The organism is uncultured Thermosynechococcus sp. (genome assembly GCF_937958135.1).
GTDB lineage: Bacteria > Cyanobacteriota > Cyanobacteriia > Thermosynechococcales > Thermosynechococcaceae > Thermosynechococcus.
This window is the reverse complement of sequence record NZ_CALGOG010000075.1, coordinates 1-22,637: the sequence shown is the minus strand read 5'-3', so window position 1 is coordinate 22,637 and position 22,637 is coordinate 1. Positions and strand designations below refer to the sequence as shown.

Below are 22,637 nucleotides of genomic sequence, written 5' to 3'. Positions count from 1 at the left end.
AAGAACAGGCGATCGCTCGGCCAGAGAATCCACTTTATTGACTCCGAGGGAATAAAACGCGACTCAATCGAAAAAATGCAAATCAAAAGGGTGATCCGCTGGAATTGGTATTAGACATTGTTCCCAAGGCTTCACGTTTTTTAATCTCTGGCACCCGTAGCCCTTTGCTGGCCAGCCACGCCGGGTTAAAAAGCCGCGATTGATAGCGGGAACCCCCATCGCACAGCACGGTGACAATCGTGTGGCCGGGACCCAGTTCCTTAGCAAGGCGTACCGCTGCCCCCACATTAATGCCCACAGAGCCACCCATGAAAAGGCCATCGTAGTGGAGTAGTTGATAAATAATCTCAAGGCACTCTTGATCCTCAATTTGAATCGCATCATCAATGGGAGCGCCTGCTAAGTTTGCTGTAATGCGGCTATTGCCAATGCCTTCGGTAATGGAACTACCCCTGCTGCTGAGGGTGCCTGTTTTTACATAGCTATAGATGGCACTGCCCATGGGATCGGCAATCACGGTGCGAATGGCCGCATTTTTTTCCTTGAGGTACATGGCCACTCCTGCATAGGTGCCCCCAGTACCAGTTGCCGCTACCCAGGCATCAATTCGGCCATCGGTTTGCTGCCAAATTTCAGGTCCTGTGGTTTCGTAATGGGCTTGGCGATTGGCAAGGTTATCGAACTGGTTTGCCCAGATGGCATTCTCCATTTCAGCAGCAATACGCCCGGAGAGCTTCACATAGTTATTGGGATCCCTATAGGGTACGGCAGGAACCGGGCGCACCTCGGCACCGAGAGTACGCAGCAGGTCAATTTTTTCTTGGGATTGGGTATTGGGAATAACAATCAGACACTTGTAGCCCTTGGCATTGCAGATGTGGGCTAGGCCAATGCCCGTATTGCCCGCTGTGCCTTCGACCACGGTACCGCCGGGTTTGAGGAGACCTTTTCTTTCGGCATCTTCAATGATGTAAAGGGCTGCCCGATCCTTGACAGAGCCACCGGGGTTGAGGAACTCTGCCTTCCCGAGAATTTCACAGCCTGTGAGGTCACTAAAGTAGTTCAGGCGAATTAGCGGCGTCTGACCGACGGTGCCCACAAAACCCTGTTTAATATCCATGCCGTCGTTGTTTGAAGTTGACTGAATACTTTTATGGTAAAGGGGTTTGCCGCCAGAATTTCCTTGAGGAGGCGATCGCCAAGCGTGCCTTTAGCATTTGCTTTTGCTATGATTACAGATCTTGGAGAGGTGGCAGAGTGGTTGAATGCGCTTGACTCGAAATCAAGTTTAGGGTAACACCTAACGGGGGTTCGAATCCCCCCCTCTCCGTTGACTTTCCCAATGGTTTAGAAAAGAGCCGACTCTTGCCTTAGCCAGCTCTACAGGAGGGGCATGACCGGTTTATCGTTGAGCTAAAAAAGTTGTGAAGAGGAAAAATCTCTGAATTGACTCCATCAAATAGCGTAATCTCATTCAGGAGGCTCTTCTTAGCTAGTTGTGCATATCGAGGATCAATTTCGACAGACCTGCACCGCCACTTCTCTTTGTCCAACACCGCAATTAACCCGGCACGAGCAATTCCATAGGGGGTTGAGGGCACTAGCCATGATCCACTAGCCGTCCGCCCTGAGATGCTTCCCTCCTTCCAGACAATGGTGCACTGGTATTTCCAGCCAAGCTCCTGAGCCAAAACCGTCAAATCTGCATCTTGTACTGCGCGATATTCAAGACCGACCTCATAGGGGCAGTCACAATCAAGTTACTAAAAGGCTCAGCAAATAAATGAGACTAATTCCGTTGATCTTCCTGAATCAATAGGGTTTCCGCAACTCTACTCCATCCCGCTGATCAATCTCTTGCAAAAGTACCTTCACCACTTCATCGCGAGCTGTGGGCAGCACTTTACCGGTAAAGTCGGGGTGAATGGGCAATTCCCGATGCCCGCGATCAATCAGCGCCAGTAACCAAATGGCACTGGGGCGACCATAGTCGTGGACAGCATTCAAGGCGGCGCGAATCGTGCGGCCACTAAAGATCACATCATCCACCAAGACCACAATCCGCCTAGAGAGATCGACCGGAATCAGGGTCTGCTGTGGTGTGCGCGGGCCAATGCGATCCAAGTCATCGCGATAAAACGTAATGTCCAACTCACCGATGGGCAAGCTCAGCCCTTCCAGTTGTTCAATGTGTTGCCCCAAGAGCTTGGCAAGGGGAACGCCACGGGTATGAATCCCCAACAACACCAATTTGTCGAGGGCATCGCGAGCCTTCTCCACCACTTGGGAGGCTAAGCGGGTTACAGTGCGCCGTAGATCGTCGGCGCTTAGAATTTCAATGACTTCACCAGCCATGGCCGTCACGGTAGGGAATTCCCAGATTTTAGCGAAATTCCCGCAAAAAGAAACCCTACGCCAAGCGGGTAGGGCCAAGGACGCAGTTAGGAGGTATCTTGTTTCCCTACGATACTGCCGATATTTTGGGGGAGCCAAAGCTTTTACCAATTCTTTAGATTTGGCGCAATTAACTGTTACAATACACAAGAAGCTGTTATCTAGAATTATCTAGAATACTAAATTCTCAGCCCTTTTCTAAAATGGGTGGGAATCTAGTTTGGGCGGTTTCAAGTGCCTTCACCCCTTCTGAAAAGGACTGTGGGGGGCTTGCTCCTCTGTCCCTCGACTACCCTAAGAGCTAGGAAAGAATTCTTTAATTTAGTATTGGGCAATGACCAGCACTCCGTTTCGCATTCACGCTCCCTTTGAACCCACCGGTGATCAACCCCAAGCTATTCAAAAACTGGTCGCTGGGGTACGGGCAGGACATCGCTTCCAGACCCTGCTAGGGGCAACGGGCACGGGTAAAACCCACACAATCGCCCGCGTGATCGAGGCTATTGGTCGCCCGACCCTAGTCTTGGCTCACAACAAAACCTTGGCGGCGCAACTGTGCAATGAACTGCGCTCCTTTTTTCCGGAAAATGCGGTTGAGTACTTTATCTCCTACTACGACTACTACCAGCCTGAAGCCTACATTCCCGTTACCGATACTTACATTGAAAAAAGTGCTTCGATTAACGAAGAGATTGATATGTTGCGCCACTCTGCTACTCGCTCCCTCTTTGAACGGCGGGATGTCATTGTGGTTGCCTCGATTAGTTGCATTTATGGCCTAGGAATTCCAGCGGAGTACCTAAAAGCAGCCATTCCTCTAGAAGTGGGCTGTGAAACGGATCTGCGGCAACTCCTGCGGCAGTTAGCCACGATTCAATACACTCGCAATGATGTGGAGTTAGGACGGGGGCGTTTTCGGGTCAAAGGGGATGTCTTAGAGATTGGGCCGGCCTATGAAGATCGCATTATTCGCGTCGAGTTTTTTGGCGATGAAATTGAAGCGATTCGCTATGTGGATCCGCTGACGGGGGAAACCCTGCAAAGTGTGGAACGCCTGAATATCTATCCTGCGAAGCACTTTGTCACCCCTGCGGAGCGTCTTGAAGCAGCCTGTGCCGCTATTGAGGCAGAACTTAAAGAGCGAGTTGCCCAGTTAGAGGCAGAAAACAAGCTACTGGAGGCACAGCGCCTCAGTCAACGCACCCGCTATGACTTGGAAATGCTGCGGCAAGTGGGTTACTGCAATGGAGTCGAGAATTACTCGCGTCACTTGGCGGGCCGGGCAGCGGGGGAACCGCCGGAGTGTTTGATTGATTACTTTCCTGAGGATTGGCTCCTGGTGGTGGATGAATCCCACGTTACAGTGCCCCAGATTCGCGGCATGTACAATGGCGACCAAGCCCGCAAAAAGGTGCTGATTGACCATGGCTTTCGGCTGCCCAGTGCGGCAGATAATCGCCCCCTCAAGGCGGAGGAATTTTGGCAGAAGGTGAAGCAGTGCATTTTTGTCTCGGCTACCCCCGGCGATTGGGAATTAGCGGTATCGCAAGGGCAAGTGGTGGAGCAAATTATTCGCCCCACAGGGGTGGTGGATCCAGAGATTTTTGTCCGCCCGACCCAAGGACAGGTGGATGATTTGTATGGAGAGATTCGCCTGCGGTGCGATCGCCAGGAGCGAGTACTGGTGACCACCCTCACCAAACGCATGGCCGAGGATCTCACAGAATACTTCCAAGAGCGGGGCGTGCGAGTACGCTATCTGCACTCAGAAATTAATGCGATTGAGCGCATTGAAATTCTAGAAGCCCTGCGCCAAGGGGACTTTGACGTGCTGATTGGGGTGAACCTGCTGCGGGAGGGACTGGACTTACCAGAGGTGTCGTTAGTGGCAATCCTGGATGCCGATAAAGAGGGCTTCCTGCGGGCGGAGCGATCGCTCATTCAAATGATTGGCCGCGCAGCCCGCCATGTGCGGGGACAGGCCATTCTCTATGCCGACACCCTCACCGACAGTATGCAAAAAGCAATCCAAGAAACAGAGCGGCGCCGCGCCATTCAACTGGCCTATAACCAAGCCCACGGCATCACCCCCCAACCCATTGTCAAGAAAACCAGCAACGCTATTTTGGCCTTTTTGGAGGTCTCCCGCCGTCTGAATACCGAGTCGGTACCTCTGTTATCTGCCCAAACCTTACAGGAACTGAGTTTAGAGGACATTCCCCCACTGATCCAAGACCTGGAGGCAAAAATGAAGGCAGCCGCTCAAGAATTGGCCTTTGAGGAGGCCGCTCGCTATCGCGATCAAATTAAGCGTCTGCGCGATCGCTTGCTGGGACACGTCTAGAATTATGAACTTTTGTAATAGTTCGCAACAGTCCGTAAACGAAAGCCAAGGGGGGGAAACCCGCCCATGGTAAGCTAAGTACGGTTTTAGTCCGCGCATTTTGGCTGGCGTTCGGGTTAACGCTAGTTTTACAGTTCTAGGAGTAAGAAAAACCTATGCGTGATGCCGTCACCACACTGATTAAAAACTATGACTCCACCGGTCGCTACCTCGATCGCGATGCTGTTGAGCGCTTGCGCTCCTACTTTAATTCCGGTGCGGCGCGGGTTAAAGCAGCGGCAGTAATCAATGGCGATGCCGCAGCCATCGTTAAGGAAGCCGCTTCTGCCCTCTTCACAGAGCAGCCGGAACTGATTCAACCCGGCGGCAACGCCTATACCACCCGCCGCTATGCCACCTGCTTGCGGGATATGGACTACTACCTGCGCTATGCCAGCTATGCCATTGTGGCCGGGGATGTGGATGTCCTCAATGAGCGCGTCCTTGAAGGGTTGCGGGAAACTTACAACTCCCTTGGGGTTCCCATTGGTCCAACGGTGCGGGGCATTCAAATCATGAAGGAGATTGTGCGCGATCGCGTCACCGCCGCTGGCATTGAAGACACCAGCATTGTTGAACAGCCCTTTGACTATATGTGCCGCCAACTGAGCGAAGTGAATATTTAAGTTGGCCAAGGTAGAAGACTCTGCAACAATAGAGGGCGGTAGTATCGGCGATCGCCCCTTCGTTATTTTATACAGCAGCCATGAAAATCCGCATTGGCAATGGTTACGACATCCATCAATTGGTGGCGGGGCGGCCTCTCATTTTAGGCGGTGTCAAACTAGAACACTCCCTAGGACTCTTGGGACATAGTGATGCCGATGTCCTAACCCATGCAATTATGGACGCCCTCTTGGGTGCCCTCAGCCTGGGGGATATTGGCCATTACTTTCCCCCCACTGATCCGCAGTGGGCAGGGGCAGATAGTCAAGTCCTATTGGCAAAAGTGGCGGCACTGATTGCAGAACGGGGCTGGCAAGTGGGCAACATTGATGCGGTAGTTGTGGCGGAGCGCCCCAAACTCAAGCCCTACCTTCACCAGATGCGCGATCGCCTGGCAATGACCCTTGGTATTGATCGTGACCAGATTAGTATTAAAGCCACCACCAATGAAAAACTAGGGCCTGTGGGGCGCGAAGAGGGGATAGCTGCCTATGCGGTTGCCCTACTCCAGTCAGCGGCTTAGGATGAATCATTACCTGACGTAGAGGCTGTGGTGAAAATTCGTTTGCTCACACCGACTTTCCTCTAAGTTGGCATGGCGAAAGTTGGCCCAGCAACACGTCGCCCCCTGTAGGTTAGCGCGCACAAAAAGGGCACGGGCAAAGTAACCCCGCGTCAGCCCCGCATGGGCGAGGTTGGCCCCATAGAAGTTGCAGCGATAGGCTTGCACCCCCTCAAGGGAAGCCTGCACCAGTTGCGCAAAACGCAGCGTGGCCTCATTTAGACTCGCTCCCATGAGCAGAGCAAAGGAAAAGTCACTGGCAGCGGCGCGGGCATGGCTGAGATCGGCTTCACACCAATTACTGTGGCGACAATCTGCCTGCTCAAGGGTAGCCCAAGAGAAATCGGCATAGCTAAACCGCGCGTGCTGTAAATTGGCCAGTTGAAAATTTGCCCGCTGGGCAGTGGCGCGATCGCCCACCGTTTTCAAAAACAACGCGCCGCGACAATCAGCATCATTGAGGTTGGCTGCGGTTAAATCTGCCTCATGAAGGTTGGCAAAGCGCAAATCCCCATGGGCAAGGTTCACTTCCCGCAGACAGGCCCGGCTCAGGTTACACCCCCGCAGATCGTAACCCCGCAGATCCATGCCCGTCAAATTCATGTCACTTAAATCTACAGTAAGCTGAGGATAGGTTTGCCGCCACTCGTTCCAGAGGTGTCTACCCCCCCGCAGGCGATCGCTGACTACCTGAGTCGAGTCCCCTTTGATCATCATTCTTGCCTCGAGATTCTTCACATTTCGTTATCCTGCCGCCAAATTTGATAGAATTCAATCTATGTAGCCCTATCGCTGACGAAAGGAGAGTGGGTTTGAAACAGGCAACCCTACATCAGCTTAAGGTTTTTGAGGTCACTGCTCGCCACGGAAGTTTTACTCGTGCTGCTGAGGAACTCTTTCTGACGCAGCCCACCGTCTCCATTCAAATGAAGCAGTTGACCCGTGCCGTTGGCATGCCCCTCTTTGAACAAGTGGGCAAACGGCTCTATCTCACTGAAGCTGGCAAAGAACTGTTGGCCACCTGTCAAGACATTTTTGAGCGGCTTGAGCGGTTTGAAATGGCCATTGCCAACCTCAAAGGTCTGAAGCAGGGACACTTGCGGCTGTGTGTAATTACCACGGCCAAATATGTGATTCCCCGCCTGCTAGGCCCCTTTTGCCAGCGCTATCCTGGGATTGATGTCGCTCTAACGGTCACTAACCACGAACAGGTGGTGGAGCGCATCCGAGGCAATATGGATGATCTTTATATTCCCAGTTACCCACCAGACAATGTAGATGTGGAGTGCCACCGCTTTTTGGATAACCCCTTGGTGGTGGTTGCCCCCAGTCACCATCGCCTCAGTGGCCGCAGTAAAATTCCAATTCAAGAGTTGGCAGGAGAACCCTTTATTATGCGGGAGCAGGGGTCGGGCACCCGTCAAGCAGTGGAGAAACTCTTCGCCCAGCACGGTGTACCAATCAATATCCGTCTTGAATTGGGGAGCAATGAATCCATTAAGCAGGCGATCGCGGGCGGTTTGGGAATTTCTGTGCTTTCCCATCACTGCTTAGCCCTTGACCGTGAGTCCGGCCAATTGACGATTCTCGATGTGGAACACTTCCCAATTCAGCGGCACTGGCATCTGGTTTATCCTGCGGGCAAGCAGCTGTCGGTGGTGGCCCAAGCCTTCTTTGACTATGTCTTAACGGAGGGGCGGCAGATGATTGAATCCAGCCTCACCTACCCCGGTGGGGCGGCTCCTGCCAAGGAACTCAACCCGGTCTAGCATGGTCAAGCTGCAATTTCTTGCCCTTCCCGATCCGCCGATCGCGGCAGCGCACAGTCTTTTACTGCTCCACGGCTGGGGGGCCAATGCCGCAGACTTAATCTCCCTTGGGCCATTACTGGCGCCCCAAGCCCAAACCTATGCCGCAGAAGCCCCCTTTCCCCATCCCTACGTTGCCCAGGGGCGGATGTGGTATGACCTGAATCAGCACGATGCCCCCAATGGGTCATTATTGCTGGATGAGCGGGCAACGGATTTGGCCACCAGTGAAGCTGCACTGCGGGAGTGGATTGCCAGCTTGCCCATTGATCTAAGTCGCACAATTTTGGGGGGATTCTCCCAAGGGGGGGCACTGACCTTGGCCGTGGGCTTAACGTTGCCCTTGGCGGGACTAGTGGTCTTTAGCGGCTATGTGGTACGCCCGCCGGTGGTGGCAGCCACCTCACCACCCGTGTTGATGATCCATGGCACAGCGGATCCGGTGGTACCCTTTGCCAGTGCCCAGGCCAGTTGGCAAGCCCTGCAAGCAGCCGGTGTCAAGGGAGAGTTTCATGCCCTACCCATGGCCCATGAAATCAACGGAGAAGCGATCGCGATCGCCCGCCAGTTTATTGAAAATGCCCTTTCTCAAATCAACTCAAACTGAGCAAGCCGTAGCCGAGTAGAGCGCTGCCAATTGGAACTGTGAGATTATCAATTCCCCGCCAAGCAATCAGTTCCAAGAGGGTAGCACCCAGACCCACTAGGGGGGCAATCCAGAGCAATTCCACAGCGGCAATAGGGCTGAGAGATAGAGCCGCCACGAGGGTACTCACCCAGAACATTGTCAGCGTTCCTTCCCAGCTTTTACCCGTTCGCAGCAAAGGGTGTTGTCCCCAATGAATCCCCACAAGGGCAGCTAGGCCATCTCCCCAAGCCATCACCAAAATTCCCAGAACTACAACTTCCGGCAGCCTGTCCCAAAAGAGCGCCATCAATGTGCCAATACTCACGGCATAAAAAAACGTGCCCCAGCTTTGTCGCCCCACCCCGCTAATACTGGGAAAAATAGGCACCCAATGGGAAAGAAGGGTGATCACACCGGCGATCGCTGCGGCAACAATGCCCCAACTCGTGGGAACCCCTAGGGCATAGGCAATGAGGATCACTTGACCGGCACCGATGTGAACTACCTTCCGTGACCATTCTTTGGCATTGGGAAACCCAGCGTGAATGAGTTCTGCGACAACTAGCACTAAGCCCAGCCAACCTGCGACCAAAATCCCTGCCCAGAACATTCCCATTGCTCTCCTCAGTTGGCGGTGGCCCCTTGCTTTGCGGGCTGGGCAAAAAACTGTGTCACAATTTCCAGAATGCGCTCGCTCGCCTGACCATCGCCAAAGGGATTAATTGCCGTTGCCATGCGCTTGTATGCCTCTGAATCCGTGAGCAGCTCAATTGCTGCCGCTGCAATTGTATCCGCGAACGTGCCCACCAGTTTGGCGGTACCGGCAGCAACTGCTTCCGGTCGTTCAGTGGTTTCTCGCAACACCAGTACGGGTTTACCGAGGCTAGGGGCTTCCTCTTGCAGGCCACCGGAATCCGTAAGCAGAAGAGTTGATCCCTTAATCGCTGCCACCAGGGCAGGGTAGTCCAGCGGCTCCGTGAGAAAAACACGGGGATGGTGCTCTAAATAGGCTTTGAGGGGTTCACGCACGGTGGGATTGCGGTGTAGAGGCAACAGCAAGGCAGTGTCGGGCAGGGTGTTCAAAATTTTTAAGAAGCCCTTGGCAATGTCCTCAAGGGGGGCACCCCAGTTTTCACGGCGGTGAACGGTGGCCAAGAGCACTCGGTACCTTTGCCAGTCTAGGCCGGGGACATCACACACAGGCTGGCGATCAACCACCTGTAGGAGGGCATCAATTACGGTATTCCCCGTCCAGTAAATTGGACCTGTGACCCCGGCGGCCTGAAGATTCTTGACGGCTTGCTCCGTAGGGGCAAAATGCAACTGCGCCAATTGGGAAATAAGACGGCGGTTAGCCTCTTCTGGATAAGGATTGTAGAGGTCGTCAGTGCGCAAGCCCGCCTCCACGTGACCCACGGGAATCTGCTGATAAAAGGCGGCAAGGGTAGCGGCAAAGGCGGTGGTCGTATCTCCTTGGACTAACACCAGACGGGGCAGGAGTTCTTGATAGAGTTGCTCAAGTCCTTGGAGAGCACGACAGGTAATTTCGGTCAGGGTTTGCTGCGGCTGCATAATTGCCAAGTCGCGATCAACCCGCAGGTCAAACAGCGCCATTACCTGATCCACCATTTCGCGGTGCTGCCCGGTGAGAACAACGTAGGGTTCAAAAAGGGGCGATCGCTGGAAAGCTTGAATGACCGGTGCCAGCTTGATTGCCTCCGGGCGTGTACCCAACGTAATACAGATTGGGATGGGGGAAGCAACCATAGCCGCCTAGCTGCTGAGAACAATCATTCTTAGTGTAACCGGAAGGGAGTGTGCCATCCTGATGAAAAGAACTGTATGTTAATAATAGAAGGGAATGCACCGCCATTGCGCTCGCTGAGGTGGCTATGATTGAAATGACCGTTGCTGGAATTGCCCTTGATGCCACTAACCGTCGCACGCCAATTGTGTTGCTCAAAGACGGTGCTGGACGGCGAGCACTGCCGATCTGGATTGGCGATAATGAGGCGCGGGCAATTTTAATGGCCCTGGAAAATCAACGGGCACCGCGACCAATGACCCATGATCTGATGGCGAATATTCTCAACGAATGGAATGTGACCCTAGAGCGGGTGGTGATCCACTCCCTCGAAGACAACACCTACTATGCAGTGCTGACGCTGCGTCAAGGAGAAACGCGCAAGGAAATTGATGCTCGTCCCAGTGATGCCATTGCCCTTGCTCTGCGCTGTGATTGCCCGATTTGGGTGATGGAAGCCGTGGTTGCCGATGCTTCGATCCCCGTGGATCGCGATGCTGACGAGGAAGAACGCCAAGCCTTCCGCCGCTTTCTAGATTCAATTCGGCCCGAAGATTTTGTTCAGCAGGGACGGAGCATGGAGGAGGACTCCTCCGCAGGCTAAAATGCGCTACCGCCGCTTTGGTCGCACGGGGCTAAATCTGTCAGTGTTTTCCCTCGGAACAATGCGTGCCTTGGGCAGTCCTGAGGAGATGCAGGCAGTTATCGAGGGAGCGATCGCCCACGGCATTAACCACATTGAAACCGCTGCCGCCTACGGTGCGAGTGAAGCCTATATTGGTCGTGCCCTCAAGGCGCTCGGTCGGCCCACCGTTTTTATTACCACCAAATTATTGCCCCAAGGGGATGCAAATCAGGTACAGCGGCAAATTGAACAATCCCTTGAACGTCTCCAAGTCTCACGGTTAGACGGTGTTGCTCTGCATGGGCTAAATACCCCTGAGCATCTCGCATGGCTGGCCAGTGATGGGATGGCAAGGCTGCGGCAATTGCAAGCAGAGGGGGTGATTGGTGCTCTGGGCTTTTCCAGCCATGGATCGTTATCTGTAATTTTGCAGGCGATCGCCTGTAACCAGTTTGACTTTGTGAATCTGCATTACACCTACTTTCAGCAACGCAATGCTCCGGCGATCGCCGCTGCTGCTGAACGGGAGATGGGCATTTTCATTATCTCCCCCGCAGACAAGGGCGGACAACTCTACCGGCCTTCCCAACGCCTTCAAGACCTCTGCGCGCCCTTTCATCCTCTGCATTGGAGCTACCGCTGGTTGTTGAGTCAACCTGCCATCACTACCTTGAGCATTGGACCTGCCACGGTTGCCGAGTTGGCTTTTCCCTTAGCCGTGGCCGATCAGGTGGCACCCCTTAGCGCCGCAGAGCAAGCCGTCGGCGATCGCCTGCAAGCAGTGATGCAGGAAACCCTTGGCAAAGATTTATGCCAACAGTGTTATGCCTGTCTGCCCTGCCCAGAGGAGATCCACATCCCGGAGGTATTACGGCTTCGCAACCTAGCTGTCGCCTATGAGATGATTGAATTTGGTAAATATCGTTATGGCATGTTTGGCCGTGCCGGCCATTGGTTTCCCGGCCAACCTGCGAACCATTGCACTGACTGTGGCGAGTGTTTGCCGCGCTGTCCCGGTGGCTTAGAGATTCCTCGGCTCCTGCGAGAGACCCATGAGCAGTTGAAAGGTGCCTCGCGATCGCGCCTTTGGCAGGGAATTTAGGCCGCCAGAGCTGCTTTCTCCATCACAGTTAACAGTTCCTGCCACAGCTTTTGGGTCACCGGGCCCGGACAGCTTGGTAAAACCACATTGTCTATTTGGCGAATTGGCATAAGCAGGCGCACCGAGGAACTGAGAAAGGCCTCACTGGCCGTCGCCAGATCCTGTGGGGTGAGAATCACTTCGCGATGGGGCATGCCCAAGTCTACAACAATCTTTAACAGCGTTGCTCGCGTAATTCCGGGGAGGATGCCAACGGTGGTGGGCGGTGTCTCGACTACACCATCACGGACAATCCAGAGGTTACTGGTCGTGGCCTCGGTAATCTGCCCTTGGGCATTGAGCAGAAGGGCGTCCTCAAAACCACTCTGCTGCGCCTCCAATAGCGCCAAGATATTGTTGAGGTAATTGCCTGTTTTGGCCGCAGGATCAAGGGCAGCAGTGCTCGTGCGTTGCCGCTTAGCAATGGTGAGGCGAATTCCCTGTTCACTCAAGGTTGGTTCAGGGGCAATTGCCATCAGCACAATTAATAACCTAGGCTGGGTGGTGGGTTCTGGCAGTAGCCCAATGCGGCGATCGCCCCCACGAGTCACCACAATCCGAATGTAGTATTCTCCCGGTGGAGCAGCCGCTAGGGTGCGCTGGACTTCTTGGCTAATGTACTCATCAGACCACGGCACGCTCATGTAGAGATAGGCCGCTGAGGCTCGCAACCGTGCTAGGTGCTCTGGCAGGGCAAAGGGAATCCCGCGGTAGGTACGAATCACCTCATAAACGCTATCGCCGTAGAGAAACCCGCGATCAAAAACAGAAATCGTGGCCTCCGGCGTAATTACCCCATCCAAATTACAGAGCAACACCCGCCGTCTCCCCTAGGGTTGGCGTTCCACTTCCGCTTTCATGCGCTCAAGGGTTTGATGCATTTGATCGAACATCGCTTGGGGAGATAAGCCAAACTGACTCAGTTGCGTTTCCAGTTGTTTGATTGTCATCTGCGCCATAAAGTCATCGGACAACTCAAACCGCTTCATAAAAATGCGGTAGCGATCCATGAGTTCTTCCATCTTTTCGATGTAAATTTTCTTGCCTTCGCGGTCAAACTTGCCGTACTCGGAGCCAAGCTGCATCAACTGCTGGTAGTCCTGAAACAGGCGTTGCGCTTCCTGTTGAACGATTTCCGAATCAAAGAATCCCATATGACTCTGCCCGCTACAGCAACAAGCCAAATGCCAAGCGTTGACCGTTTGGTTTGTCAGTTAGCTGCATTTTATCAAAGGTGCTTTAGGCAGGGGTAAGGGGGAAAACCGATCCTTTGCTCAGGGTTTGTGCCCAGGCGATCGCCGCCAGAAAACTCTGGGGATCTGCCACCCCTGTGCCGGCAATATCAAAGGCCGTACCGTGATCTGGAGACGTGCGAATAAAAGGGAGGCCAATTGTGGTATTTACCGCTTCGCGAAAGGCCAGCATCTTCACGGGAATTAAGCCCTGATCGTGATAGAGAGCGAGGTAGGCATCGTAGGCAGTGGCCGAGGAAAGGCGCCCCCACCAGGCATCGGCAGCCCCAATCCAGAGGGTATCGGGGGGCACAGGGCCAATTAGTTCAACTTGGGGATACTGCTGCTGAGCCGCTGCAAGCCATGGAATCAGCCACATCACTTCCTCTTGGCCTAAGTGTCCCTGCTCACCACTGTGGGGATTCAAGCCAGCAACAGCAATACGAGGCCGCTCCAGATGCCGCCGCTCCCTTAGAAACTGCACCAGCAGTGCCAGTTTTTCATTGAGACGTTCGGGGGTCAGTGCTTTGGGAACATCTTGCAGAGGGATGTGGGTAGTCGCAAGTAAAGTGGTCAGTACCCAGTTTGTTACAGGCGATCGCCCCAAGAACACCATGCCCACATTGGCAGTTCCTGTGAAGTAAGCCAGTACTTCCGTTTGTCCGGGAAAGTGATACCCTGCGGCCTGCCAACTGGCTTTAGAAACGGGTGCAGTAACAATGCCTGCCACCTCGCCGGCGATCGCCCGCCGGATTGCTGTTTCTAAGTAAACAAAGCTGGCCGCTCCACTGACGACACTGGGTTGCCCCGGCACAATCGCCTCATCAAGGGGATGCTCCCAAATCTGAAGCACCGCGGGATCAATAGCTGCCTGTCCCTGCTGACATAGACGAGTGTACGTGTCCTGCAATACCCGCTGTGTACCCGAAATGAAAAACTGCCCCACCACTTCTGCGGGCAGGTGAGCCAAGGCTTTCAGGAGAATTTCTGGGCCAATCCCCGCTGGATCCCCAAGGGTCAGGGCAAGGGACATCCTAAGCTTCTTGGAGAATCGGCTCAGCTGTATCTTCGTCTGTAGCCTCGGGAATGTCTTCAATTACCTCCTCAGTGGCCTCTGCGGTAGCCTGCTGTTGTTGCAGCAGTTGCTGACGATAACGCTCGGCCATTTCTTCGGCCTTTTCATAGACCAACTGCGGGTTTTTCACCATGTCACCGGGCTCTGGCTCCAGTTGCTTGGTGGACAGGGAAATCCGACCCCGCTCGGCATCCAGGTCAATGATCATCACCTTGACTTGGTCATTGACATTGAAAACACTGTGGGGAGTGTCAATGTGATCGTGGGAAATTTCCGAAATGTGCAGCAAACCGCTGACGCCACCAATGTCAATGAAGGCACCATAGGGCTTGATCCCCCGCACAGTTCCGACAACAACCTCGCCCACTTCCAGTTTGTTCATCTTGCGTTCGACAAGGGCACGGCGGTGGCTTAGGACAAGGCGGTTGCGCTCTTCATCCACTTCTAAAAACTTCAGCGGTAGTTCTTCACCCACCAGCTCCTCTTTGTTCACACGGGTGCTGATGTGGGAACCGGGGATAAAGCCCCGCAGCCCTTCAATACGCACAAGGGCACCGCCGCGATTGGTGGCAAAAACCTGGGAGCGAACGGTGGCATCTTCGGCTTGGAGTTGACGGACACGCTCCCATGCCCGCATGTACTCAATACGGCGAATCGAGAGGGTAAGCTGCCCTTCTTCGTTTTCATCCGCCAAGATAAAGAATTCGCGGGTTTCGTTGGGTTGCAGTACTTCTTCCGGACTGTCAATCCGGTTGATAGACATTTCTTGAATGGGGATGTAGGCAGCGGTTTTTGCACCAATGTCAATCAGGGCACCCTTCGGCTCGATACTAAAGACGGTGCCAGCAACAATGTCACCGGGGTGGAAGTGGTAATCGTACCGGTCTAGTAAGGCTGCAAAGTCAGCGTGCGTAAAGCCCACGTCTAACGTTTTTTCCTGATTGACCATGCGAGTGTTTTCCTAGCTCCTTTAACGAAAATGGGGGTGTACGGTGAGTTGTCAAGCGGGCAGAGGTGGGTGCCATACGCAATCATACCAGCGATCGCTCGAACACTTTCTAACTGGATCTACAATCTTAGCCTAGAGTTTGCCTATTGGCTAGCAGGATCGATAAAATTTCTGCCAAGGGTAAGGATAAAAATTTATGTGCTATTGAGGCTCTGGCATGGCACCACTCCACCGCCGACAGGTAAAGCAATTTTGGCAGGAATTTCGTGAATTTGCCCTGAAGGGCAATGTCGTTGATTTGGCGATCGCGGTTGTCGTGGGGGGTGCCTTCGGCCGCATGATCACTTCTGTTGTCGAAGACTTGATGATGCCTCTCATTAATCCGCTGATCCCAGGGGGGGATTGGCGGGAACTCACGGTAGGTTCAGGGATTCGGATCGGTAAGTTTCTAGGTAGCCTACTCGACTTTGGCGTGATTGCCCTCAGCCTGTTTATTCTCCTGAAGCTGATTTTACCCTTGTTGCCCAAGAAGCCCGCTGCGCCTGAGCAACGGCAGTGTCCCTACTGCTTGGAGTCAGTGCCCCTGAAAGCCAGCCGTTGCCGTGCCTGTACCTCTGAACTGCCACCGCTTTAGGAGTCCTCGCCAATGCGATTTTGGCAACGCTGCATCTCTGGGTTCGTGGTGGGGCTATGGCTGGCCATCTTAACCGCTTGTGGCACAGCACCCCCTGTCCAAGGTACCCAGATTGAATTCTGGACGATGCAACTGCAACCCAAATTCACCGACTACTTCAATCGCCTGATTGCCGAGTTTGAAGCCCAACATCCCGATGTCCACGTGCGCTGGGTAGATATTCCTTGGACGGCAATGCAGAGCAAAATTCTCATGGCGGTGTTAGCGGGTACTGCTCCCGATGTGGTAAACCTCAATCCCGACTTTGCGGCGTTATTGGCCGGACGCAATGCGTGGCTGAATTTGAATGACTATGTGCCGCCGGCGGTGCGTGAGCGTTATCTACCGAATATTTGGCAAGCAACCACATTGGAAGGCAAGAGCTTTGCTGTGCCGTGGTACCTGACCTCACGGATCACGATTTATAACAAGGCAATTCTTGCCGCTGCGGGGGTGGATCGCCCCCCCCAAACCTTTGCTGAGCTGGCCAAGGTTGCTAAAGCCGTGAAGGAGAAAACAGGGAAATACGCCTTCTTTATCACGATGGTGCCTGAGGACTCCGCCGAGCTGATGCAAGCCATGGTGCAGATGGGGGTGAAGCTGGTGGACGATCAAGGCCGTGCCGCCTTTAATTCGCCGGCGGGTAAAGCCGCTTTCCAGTATTGGGTTGATCTCTATCGTCAGGGACTTTTGCCCCCCCAAGTGCTCACCGAAGGCCATCGCCAAGGCATCGAACTCTATCAAGCGGGACAAACGGCGCTATTGATGAGCAGTCCGGAATTTTTGAGCGCGATCGCCACCAACGCCCCCAGTATTGCCGCAGTTTCTGCCCCCGCCCCCCAGGTGACCGGCGCAACCGGCAAGAAAAATGTTGCCGTGATGAATTTACTCGTGCCCCGCCAGAGTCGCCATCCTAAACTGGCCGTAGAATTTGCCCTCTTTGTCACCAATGATGAAAATCAACTGGCCTTTGCCAAGGTGGCCAATGTGCTGCCTTCCACTAAAGCAGCCTTAGCGGATCCTTACTTTCGCACCGTCGAAGAAAATGCCCCACCTGGGGACATTGCTCGAGCCGTCAGCGCTGCTCAAATGAACCAAGCAGAGGTACTCCTTCCTCCCCTGCGGGATATTAAGGAGCTGCAACGACTCCTCTACGAAAATTTACAGGCGGTTCTCTTGGGACAGAAGACAATTGATCAAGCCCTCAAGGATGCAGAAACCGCATGGAATAGCCGCTTGGGATAAATGCTCCCCCCTGAAAGGTCAAGGTACTTGGGACTATTGGCGACTTAAGCTATCAAAGCGGATATTGGCTTGAGCCATGCGTCTGAGGGCTTCACCCAAACGATCGCGATCGGCAATGAGGCTGATGCGCACGTATCCTTCTCCCCCTTCGCCAAAGGCATTTCCCGGCGTCACCACCACACCCGTTTCCTGAAGTAGCTTTAGGGCAAAATCGGTAGAACTCATACCCCCCGGCACAGGTACCCACAGATACATGGTGGCCTGGGTCGGCGTCAGTTGCCAGCCCAGTTCATTTAAGCCTTGAATCAGAAAATCACGCCGTTGGCGATAGCGATCGCACACAGCGGCAATGTAGCTATCGGGCAGACTTAAGGCCACCTCTGCCGCCTTCTGCAAAACGGAAAAAACCCCATAGTCTAAATTTGTTTTCAAGGTGCGCAGACCCTGAATAATGTGGCGGTTACCCACCACGAACCCCACCCGCCAACCGGCCATATTGTAGGTTTTCGAGAGGGTGTGAAACTCAACACCAATCTCTTTGGCACCGCGGATTTCCAGTAAGCTGGTGGGTTGGTAGCCGTCGAAGGCCAGTTCGGCATAGCAAAGGTCATGCACGAGGAGGATTTGGTATTCGCGGGCAAAGGCAACAATATCTTCAAAAAAGGAACGGGGAGCGATCGCTGCCGTGGGATTGCTGGGATAGTTAAAGTACAAAACCTTGGCTTGGCGGGCAATGTCGCTGGGAATCTCACTGAGATCAATGAGCCACCCTTTTTCTCGTTTGAGAATGAGGGGATAGATGGTGGCCCCGGCAATCGCAGGACCCCGAAAATGAGCCGGATAGGCCGGGCTAGGCACCAGTACCACATCCCCCGGATTCACATAGGCCAAAGCAAGGTGCGTCAGTCCTTCTTTTGATCCCAACAGGGGTAAGGCTTCGCCCTCAGGATCAAGGGAGACGTTGTAGCGCCGCTGATACCAACGGGTAATGGCTTGACGGAAAACGGCCGTGCCTTCAAAGGGGGGATAGCCGTGGTAGCTCGGTTCCTCAAGGGCAGCGATCGCCGCTTCAATGACCGGCCGCGGAGCAGCGCCATCGGGATTCCCCATACCCAAGTCAATTAAATCCAATCCCTGCTGCCGTGCTTTTAGCTTCAGTTCATCGAGGCGGGCAAACACATAGGGTGGCAATGCTCCTAAGCGATCAGCCGGTTGAATCCACTCTAACCCCATTTAGCGGGCACTCCCATCCAAAACTTTGGCACTGTAACCGACTACGGTGGACACCATTGCTTCCAGCACCAGATCAGGCGTCACGGGAAACGGCAGATAGTGAATATCGGAGTGGGGCATGCAGGCAACCGTGGCAGCGTGCTGGAGTTGTGCCAAGCTGGCCTCTTGAAAGCCCAAGTCCTCTAGACTTAGGGGCAAACCCACCTGTTCGTAAAATTGGCAAAGCTGATGGCGAGCGCTAGCAGCCAATTGACTGCCTTGGACAATTTCTTCCAAGCGCAGTTGCACAAGAATGCCGTAGGCCACTTTTTCCCCGTGAAGTGTGCGCTTGCTTTGGGGCAGTTGGGTTAAACCATTGTGAATAGCATGGGCGGCAACTGTTCGGCATTGGGCACCTCCCAAGCCCCCGATCATCCCCGCCATCAGAACACTGGCATCCACCACATTTTCCCAAGCGGGACTGCCCACATTGGCCAAGGCTTCCGCAGACTGCTGCAAGAGAATATCACGCAATACCCGTGCTTGCTGTACGGCAGCAACAATCAGAGTTTCTTGGCGGTGACCACTACTCACCGAAGCTTCGTACCATTTGGCAAGGGCATCACCAATGCCGGCCAGCAGTGTTCGCTTAGGCGCGGTTTGAATTAGGGCGTAGTCCAACAGTAGCAGATCGGGGCAACGGTGGAGTGCCACATCATAGGCAAAGGCACCGGCCTCTGTATAGATATTAGAAAGGGCCGTCCAAGCGGCACAGGTGGCTGCTGAGGTGGGGATGGTCACCACGGGCAAGTGAAGTTGATGCCCCAAAAGTTTAGCGGTATCTAGCGCTTTACCACCGCCAATGCCAATAATCAGATCGCTGCTTTGCGCCTCTTGGCGGAGCTGGGCCAGGGTGGGTTCACTGCACTCCCCATGGAACGTACCCATGCTGAAGGTGAGATTGTGGGAGCGGGCGATCGCCTGCCACTCCGGCTCAAGCTGCTGATACCGCTGCGGTGAAACCACTAAAAGGGGACGCCGTCCCAACTGAGCAATGGCTTCTCCTGCTTGGGAGAAAATTGACCAACCGCGATAGATGTGGGTAGGTGCAACACAAAGGGGTGAAAACGAAGCAGCAGTCACAGGCCGTACGAACAATGACTATTTGGCTCTCTGGCACCATAGAGCAGCTTTTGCTCTTGCCATAGAGATCTATATTATCTATACTTAGTTATTTTTCTGCTGACTTTCCGTTTGCACGTACAGAATAATCAAGAACACCGTTGGCACGATAACAAACAGAGCCGTTGCCACTAAGCCGAAAGGATTCACTTCCATGGTCTCTATCCCACAACGCTGAACTTTATTCTATCAATCCTTTGCTTCACTGCGGCGATTCCTCTTGGCCAAGGTGGTGATCACAGACTGGGCAATTTTTTGGGCAGTGACAGGAGCAAGCAGGATGCCGTTGCGGTAGTGACCCGTGGCTAGCCAAGTGCGGTCGTCTAGTTTTTCGATGATCGGTGCCGGGCGATCGCTCGGCCGGGGGCGCAGTCCCTGCCATTGTTGTGTTAAAGGAGCCGTTTTTAGAACCGGCCAAAGTTCAGTGGCGCGTCTATAGAGTTGATCCAAGGCTTGCGGATTCCCGCTTAGGGTGTTGAATTCCACGGTGGCGCCCACCCACACCCGCCCCCAAGGCAAGGGGACAAAGTGAATTCCTTCCGCCGTCATCACTGGGGTATTGACAGGAGTCCCACAGGCAAATTCTAGGGCTTGTCCCAAAACAGGTTCCACAGTGACAGGGCAATCGAGGGCTTGCGTCAGGGGGGTGGTTCCTAGACCCGCCGCTAAGATCAGGTATTCAGTTCCCAGCGAGGCCTGATCCATGTCCAGAATCCACCCCCCTTGGGGCGATCGCTGGAGCTGTCTGACAGGGCTTTGATAGGAGAACTGCACTCCCCGTTGCCGAGCAGCCCGACGCAAAGCTTGGGTCAAGGGTTTTGGCGTCACTTGGCGATCGCCTGTGGCCCAGAGGGCGCCGTGAACAAGTTGAGGATTGAGCAGGGGCAATTGATGCTCTACTTCTTCTGGGGAAAGCCACTGTACCCCTGGGGGGGCCTGTTCCTGCAACCATGCTCGGCTGGCGATCGCCTCCGCTTCCGTGGTGCAAATTTCAACAATGCCTTGGCGCTGGTAGGGAATCTTAACCCCTGTTTGGGCTTCCAGCTCCGGAATCAGGGTTTCATAACGCGCTAAGCTGGCTTGCCGCAGTTGAAAATTACGTCCGCGTCGTCGCCGACTGAGGTGGACAATGAGCACCCCCAACGCCGCACCGGTGGCTTGCCAGGCCTCCTCTCCCTGCGCCTCAAGGACAAGAATCGGCGTTTCCGCAGGATCAAAGGCACGACTGAGTTCATAGGCGATCGCCGAACCAACGACTCCGGCACCCAGAATTGTGACTGTTGCACTTGCTGGCAGCGCTGTCACAGTGTCGCGACCGTATTGACCAATTCCCAGTTTTCATTTTCGGCAATGGCACGGCTCAAGCGATCAAACCATTCAAAGCAGTGATTATTTTTCTTAAGGGTCAATTCTTTATTTTTAAGCACCAGATCAAACTTTGTGACATCCTTTTGGGACATGGTTTTGTCAATGAGAACTTCAACCGTCACCAGTTGGGACATGGAAATCCTATCAAGGGCGCTCTCCCGCGCAACAACATAATCATCCCCCACATGGGTGACTGTTAAATCGCAGGCTTCTAGGGTTTGCACCAGCTCTTCCTTTAGCCGTGCCCGAGGGAGTGCAATGGTAACAACACGAGCATATCGAGCCATAACCGCCAAGTGGTAAACTAATAATTCGCGAACAATGGTTCTAGTGTAATCACAGAACCAAGGGGGTGTCGTTACTGCTGATATTGGTACAAATCGACAGGGAATGAAGCGCTACCCCCATTGTAGAGTGCTCTGCCGAGGACTAGCAGGATGCCGCGATTATATCAAACCTTTCCCCTAAATTGCTGAATTCATGCATTCTTCTGCCCATCCTTACGCTGGTTTGTTTATTGTCCTAGAGGGGGGAGAGGGTGCCGGCAAAACCACCCAAATGGGGGCGATCGCCACATGGCTGGAGGAGAGTGGTTGGCTGGCAAAATTACGAGCCTCTGACATTGATCCACCCCTACTCCTCACCTGTGAACCGGGGGGAACGCCCCTTGGCCAAAGCCTGCGCCAACTCCTACTCCATAGCAATTTAGAGATTGATCCCATGGCGGAATTGCTCCTCTACGCCGCCGATCGCGCCCAACACGTGGCCAGTAGCATTCGTCCCCACTTGCAACGCGGGGGGATTGTCCTGTGCGATCGCTATACCGCTTCGACGATTGCCTATCAGGGATATGGGCGGGGGCTGGACTTGCAGACAATTGAGCAAATCAATGAAATTGCCACGGGTGGCCTGGCAGCGGATTTAATTCTCTGGTTAGATCTCCCAGTGAGTGTTGGCCTTGCCCGTACCCAGCAGCGGGGAGCTACAGATCGCTTGGAGCAGAATGCAGTGGCCTTCCATGAGCGAGTTCGTCAGGGATTTATGGCTCTAGCACAGGAGGGGGGCAGTCGCTGGCAGCGGATGGATGCCAATCAACCCCCCGATCAGGTGAGTGAAGCGATTCAAAAGTGCCTAGCAGCCCATCTGCACCCCTGGTTTCAGACTTTGAAGGAGCGCTTGCGGCGGGGCGATCGCGAATTGCAAAAGCTCTAGTCCTTCCTGAAAAATCTGCTCAATGGGCAGCATCTGACCCGTGGTGGTCATAAAGCGGTGATCCGGAGTCGCGCAAATGGTTGATCCATCCTCAAGTTGATATTCATATACAGGTCGAAACCCCTGAAAGTGCCACTGGGCAATAGGCTGGGTATAAAGATGTCCTTGGGGATCAAGGCTATAGACATGACAGGCCAACTGTTCCTGCACCAGGCGGCGAATGGGCACAGCGCCGTATTCCACCGTCATCACCGCCGTCTCGCCACTCAGACAGTATTCAGCAAAATCCAGCATCTGCTTAAAGAGTTCCTGGGCCACTGCACTGGGGACACCATTTTTGGCCGCTCCTTCAATAAAGAGAGCCTCGTGTTTTTCCATCTCCTCTTTTTTCTTTTTGCCCATGGCGCGGCGCAGCAGATCCGCTTGACCCAAGGAATACCCCGCCAAGTCCTGCGCCATCCGCATGATCTGCTCTTGA

The 22,637-nt window shown here is 53.9% G+C and carries 24 protein-coding genes, 1 tRNA gene and 1 pseudogene; 11 read left to right on the top strand and 15 right to left on the bottom strand.

All coding sequences use genetic code 11. The annotated features are described in order from the left end of the window. Positions 1-82 precede the first annotated feature (82 nt). The gene (locus Q0711_RS09450; protein ID WP_298613620.1) at positions 83-1,120 is read right to left on the bottom strand and encodes a cysteine synthase A; all 1,038 of its coding nucleotides are present in this window, start codon (positions 1,118-1,120) and stop codon (positions 83-85) included. A gap of 123 nt (positions 1,121-1,243) precedes the next feature. Here Q0711_RS09450 and Q0711_RS09445 point away from each other — a divergent pair. Continuing rightward, positions 1,244-1,330 (top strand) — tRNA-Ser (locus Q0711_RS09445). A 482-nt stretch (positions 1,331-1,812) separates the two neighbouring features. Here the strand turns inward: Q0711_RS09445 and pyrR are convergent. Then, a complete protein-coding gene (gene pyrR, locus Q0711_RS09440) occupies positions 1,813-2,355 on the bottom strand; it encodes a bifunctional pyr operon transcriptional regulator/uracil phosphoribosyltransferase PyrR (RefSeq protein WP_298613647.1) in 543 nt (180 codons plus the stop codon). 373 nt (positions 2,356-2,728) lie between these two features. Here pyrR and uvrB point away from each other — a divergent pair, with 373 nt between their 5' ends. The 3 genes from uvrB (at position 2,729) to ispF (ending at position 5,966) form a co-directional block, all read left to right on the top strand. After that, complete coding sequence (gene uvrB, locus Q0711_RS09435; protein WP_298613617.1) at positions 2,729-4,738, top strand: excinuclease ABC subunit UvrB; 2,010 nt, start codon at positions 2,729-2,731, stop codon at positions 4,736-4,738. Positions 4,739-4,893: 155 nt separating this feature from the next. Next, a complete protein-coding gene (gene apcB / locus Q0711_RS09430) occupies positions 4,894-5,403 on the top strand; it encodes an allophycocyanin subunit beta (RefSeq protein WP_298613614.1) in 510 nt (169 codons plus the stop codon). 80 nt (positions 5,404-5,483) lie between these two features. After that, a complete protein-coding gene (ispF, locus tag Q0711_RS09425; protein ID WP_298613611.1) occupies positions 5,484-5,966 on the top strand; it encodes a 2-C-methyl-D-erythritol 2,4-cyclodiphosphate synthase in 483 nt (160 codons plus the stop codon). A gap of 9 nt (positions 5,967-5,975) precedes the next feature. Here the strand turns inward: ispF and Q0711_RS09420 are convergent, their stop codons facing one another. Beyond that, positions 5,976-6,743, bottom strand: a complete 768-nt coding sequence (locus Q0711_RS09420) for a pentapeptide repeat-containing protein (RefSeq protein ID WP_298617267.1) — start codon at positions 6,741-6,743, stop codon at positions 5,976-5,978. A gap of 74 nt (positions 6,744-6,817) precedes the next feature. Between Q0711_RS09420 and Q0711_RS09415 the strand changes: the two genes are divergently transcribed. Then, the gene (locus Q0711_RS09415; protein WP_298613605.1) at positions 6,818-7,774 is read left to right on the top strand and encodes a LysR family transcriptional regulator; all 957 of its coding nucleotides are present in this window, start codon (positions 6,818-6,820) and stop codon (positions 7,772-7,774) included. A gap of 1 nt (position 7,775) precedes the next feature. Then, entirely contained in the window at positions 7,776-8,420 is a 645-nt protein-coding gene (locus Q0711_RS09410; RefSeq protein WP_298613602.1) for an alpha/beta hydrolase, read from the top strand. Here the strand turns inward: Q0711_RS09410 and Q0711_RS09405 are convergent. Further along, positions 8,407-9,057, bottom strand: a complete 651-nt coding sequence (locus Q0711_RS09405) for a diacylglycerol/polyprenol kinase family protein (RefSeq protein ID WP_299042381.1) — start codon at positions 9,055-9,057, stop codon at positions 8,407-8,409. The genes Q0711_RS09410 and Q0711_RS09405 overlap by 14 nt on opposite strands. A gap of 8 nt (positions 9,058-9,065) precedes the next feature. After that, positions 9,066-10,208, bottom strand: a complete 1,143-nt coding sequence (wecB, locus tag Q0711_RS09400; RefSeq protein ID WP_298613596.1) for a UDP-N-acetylglucosamine 2-epimerase (non-hydrolyzing) — start codon at positions 10,206-10,208, stop codon at positions 9,066-9,068. 125 nt (positions 10,209-10,333) lie between these two features. Between wecB and Q0711_RS09395 the strand changes: the two genes are divergently transcribed. Both Q0711_RS09395 and Q0711_RS09390 read left to right on the top strand, forming a co-directional pair. Beyond that, entirely contained in the window at positions 10,334-10,849 is a 516-nt protein-coding gene (locus Q0711_RS09395; RefSeq protein WP_298613591.1) for a bifunctional nuclease family protein, read from the top strand. 1 nt (position 10,850) lies between these two features. Then, positions 10,851-11,972, top strand: coding sequence for an aldo/keto reductase (locus tag Q0711_RS09390; protein ID WP_299042377.1), 1,122 nt, complete (start codon positions 10,851-10,853; stop codon positions 11,970-11,972). On the opposite strand, the gene Q0711_RS09385 is transcribed toward Q0711_RS09390, so the two are convergent. The 4 genes from Q0711_RS09385 to Q0711_RS09370 all read right to left on the bottom strand — a co-directional run bounded on the left by Q0711_RS09385 (position 11,969) and on the right by Q0711_RS09370 (position 15,267). Beyond that, complete coding sequence (locus Q0711_RS09385; protein ID WP_299042374.1) at positions 11,969-12,829, bottom strand: aminotransferase class IV; 861 nt, start codon at positions 12,827-12,829, stop codon at positions 11,969-11,971. The genes Q0711_RS09390 and Q0711_RS09385 overlap by 4 nt on opposite strands. 12 nt (positions 12,830-12,841) lie before the next feature. Next, positions 12,842-13,165, bottom strand: a complete 324-nt coding sequence (locus tag Q0711_RS09380; RefSeq protein WP_298613583.1) for a DUF1825 family protein — start codon at positions 13,163-13,165, stop codon at positions 12,842-12,844. 85 nt (positions 13,166-13,250) lie between these two features. Further along, positions 13,251-14,276 (bottom strand): 4-hydroxythreonine-4-phosphate dehydrogenase PdxA, encoded by a 1,026-nt coding sequence (gene pdxA / locus Q0711_RS09375; RefSeq protein WP_298613580.1) that lies wholly within the window; start codon positions 14,274-14,276, stop codon positions 13,251-13,253. Position 14,277: 1 nt separating this feature from the next. Beyond that, entirely contained in the window at positions 14,278-15,267 is a 990-nt protein-coding gene (locus Q0711_RS09370; protein ID WP_298613577.1) for a 30S ribosomal protein S1, read from the bottom strand. 217 nt (positions 15,268-15,484) lie between these two features. Between Q0711_RS09370 and mscL the strand changes: the two genes are divergently transcribed. After that, complete coding sequence (mscL, locus tag Q0711_RS09365) at positions 15,485-15,901, top strand: large conductance mechanosensitive channel protein MscL (RefSeq protein WP_298613574.1); 417 nt, start codon at positions 15,485-15,487, stop codon at positions 15,899-15,901. 12 nt (positions 15,902-15,913) lie between these two features. Beyond that, the gene (locus Q0711_RS09360) at positions 15,914-17,185 is read left to right on the top strand and encodes a sugar ABC transporter substrate-binding protein (RefSeq protein WP_298613572.1); all 1,272 of its coding nucleotides are present in this window, start codon (positions 15,914-15,916) and stop codon (positions 17,183-17,185) included. A gap of 33 nt (positions 17,186-17,218) precedes the next feature. Here the strand turns inward: Q0711_RS09360 and Q0711_RS09355 are convergent, their stop codons facing one another. The 5 genes from Q0711_RS09355 to Q0711_RS09335 all read right to left on the bottom strand — a co-directional run bounded on the left by Q0711_RS09355 (position 17,219) and on the right by Q0711_RS09335 (position 21,234). Next, a complete protein-coding gene (locus Q0711_RS09355) occupies positions 17,219-18,418 on the bottom strand; it encodes an aspartate aminotransferase (protein ID WP_298613569.1) in 1,200 nt (399 codons plus the stop codon). Then, positions 18,419-19,540 carry an iron-containing alcohol dehydrogenase family protein gene (locus Q0711_RS09350; RefSeq protein WP_298613566.1) on the bottom strand — a complete coding sequence of 374 codons (1,122 nt, stop codon included), beginning with the start codon at positions 19,538-19,540 and terminating at the stop codon, positions 18,419-18,421. It abuts the gene before it with no gap. 84 nt (positions 19,541-19,624) lie between these two features. After that, a complete protein-coding gene (gene psbM / locus Q0711_RS09345) occupies positions 19,625-19,735 on the bottom strand; it encodes a photosystem II reaction center protein PsbM (RefSeq protein ID WP_299042371.1) in 111 nt (36 codons plus the stop codon). A 33-nt stretch (positions 19,736-19,768) separates the two neighbouring features. Next, complete coding sequence (locus tag Q0711_RS09340) at positions 19,769-20,884, bottom strand: FAD-dependent oxidoreductase (RefSeq protein WP_298613560.1); 1,116 nt, start codon at positions 20,882-20,884, stop codon at positions 19,769-19,771. Further along, entirely contained in the window at positions 20,881-21,234 is a 354-nt protein-coding gene (locus tag Q0711_RS09335; RefSeq protein WP_298613557.1) for a hypothetical protein, read from the bottom strand. Before Q0711_RS09335 ends, Q0711_RS09340 begins: the two co-directional genes overlap by 4 nt. A gap of 193 nt (positions 21,235-21,427) precedes the next feature. Between Q0711_RS09335 and tmk the strand changes: the two genes are divergently transcribed. Then, the gene (gene tmk / locus Q0711_RS09330) at positions 21,428-22,159 is read left to right on the top strand and encodes a dTMP kinase (RefSeq protein ID WP_298613554.1); all 732 of its coding nucleotides are present in this window, start codon (positions 21,428-21,430) and stop codon (positions 22,157-22,159) included. Here tmk and Q0711_RS09325 read toward each other — a convergent pair. Further along, a pseudogene (locus tag Q0711_RS09325) lies at positions 22,079-22,637 on the bottom strand (trans-splicing intein-formed DNA polymerase III subunit alpha N-terminal partner DnaE-N); the annotation flags it as partial. The gene tmk and the pseudogene Q0711_RS09325 overlap by 81 nt on opposite strands.

Coding starts and splice junctions, on each gene's coding strand:
- Q0711_RS09450 (WP_298613620.1), bottom strand. CDS start 1,120: ATGGATATTAAACAGGGTTTTGTGGGCACCGTCGGTCAGACGCCGCTA.
- pyrR (WP_298613647.1), bottom strand. CDS start 2,355: ATGGCTGGTGAAGTCATTGAAATTCTAAGCGCCGACGATCTACGGCGC.
- uvrB (WP_298613617.1), top strand. CDS start 2,729: ATGACCAGCACTCCGTTTCGCATTCACGCTCCCTTTGAACCCACCGGT.
- apcB (WP_298613614.1), top strand. CDS start 4,894: ATGCGTGATGCCGTCACCACACTGATTAAAAACTATGACTCCACCGGT.
- ispF (WP_298613611.1), top strand. CDS start 5,484: ATGAAAATCCGCATTGGCAATGGTTACGACATCCATCAATTGGTGGCG.
- Q0711_RS09410 (WP_298613602.1), top strand. CDS start 7,776: ATGGTCAAGCTGCAATTTCTTGCCCTTCCCGATCCGCCGATCGCGGCA.
- Q0711_RS09405 (WP_299042381.1), bottom strand. CDS start 9,057: ATGGGAATGTTCTGGGCAGGGATTTTGGTCGCAGGTTGGCTGGGCTTA.
- wecB (WP_298613596.1), bottom strand. CDS start 10,208: ATGGTTGCTTCCCCCATCCCAATCTGTATTACGTTGGGTACACGCCCG.
- Q0711_RS09395 (WP_298613591.1), top strand. CDS start 10,334: ATGATTGAAATGACCGTTGCTGGAATTGCCCTTGATGCCACTAACCGT.
- Q0711_RS09390 (WP_299042377.1), top strand. CDS start 10,851: ATGCGCTACCGCCGCTTTGGTCGCACGGGGCTAAATCTGTCAGTGTTT.
- Q0711_RS09380 (WP_298613583.1), bottom strand. CDS start 13,165: ATGGGATTCTTTGATTCGGAAATCGTTCAACAGGAAGCGCAACGCCTG.
- pdxA (WP_298613580.1), bottom strand. CDS start 14,276: ATGTCCCTTGCCCTGACCCTTGGGGATCCAGCGGGGATTGGCCCAGAA.
- Q0711_RS09370 (WP_298613577.1), bottom strand. CDS start 15,267: ATGGTCAATCAGGAAAAAACGTTAGACGTGGGCTTTACGCACGCTGAC.
- mscL (WP_298613574.1), top strand. CDS start 15,485: ATGGCACCACTCCACCGCCGACAGGTAAAGCAATTTTGGCAGGAATTT.
- Q0711_RS09360 (WP_298613572.1), top strand. CDS start 15,914: ATGCGATTTTGGCAACGCTGCATCTCTGGGTTCGTGGTGGGGCTATGG.
- Q0711_RS09355 (WP_298613569.1), bottom strand. CDS start 18,418: ATGGGGTTAGAGTGGATTCAACCGGCTGATCGCTTAGGAGCATTGCCA.
- psbM (WP_299042371.1), bottom strand. CDS start 19,735: ATGGAAGTGAATCCTTTCGGCTTAGTGGCAACGGCTCTGTTTGTTATC.
- Q0711_RS09335 (WP_298613557.1), bottom strand. CDS start 21,234: ATGGCTCGATATGCTCGTGTTGTTACCATTGCACTCCCTCGGGCACGG.
- tmk (WP_298613554.1), top strand. CDS start 21,428: ATGCATTCTTCTGCCCATCCTTACGCTGGTTTGTTTATTGTCCTAGAG.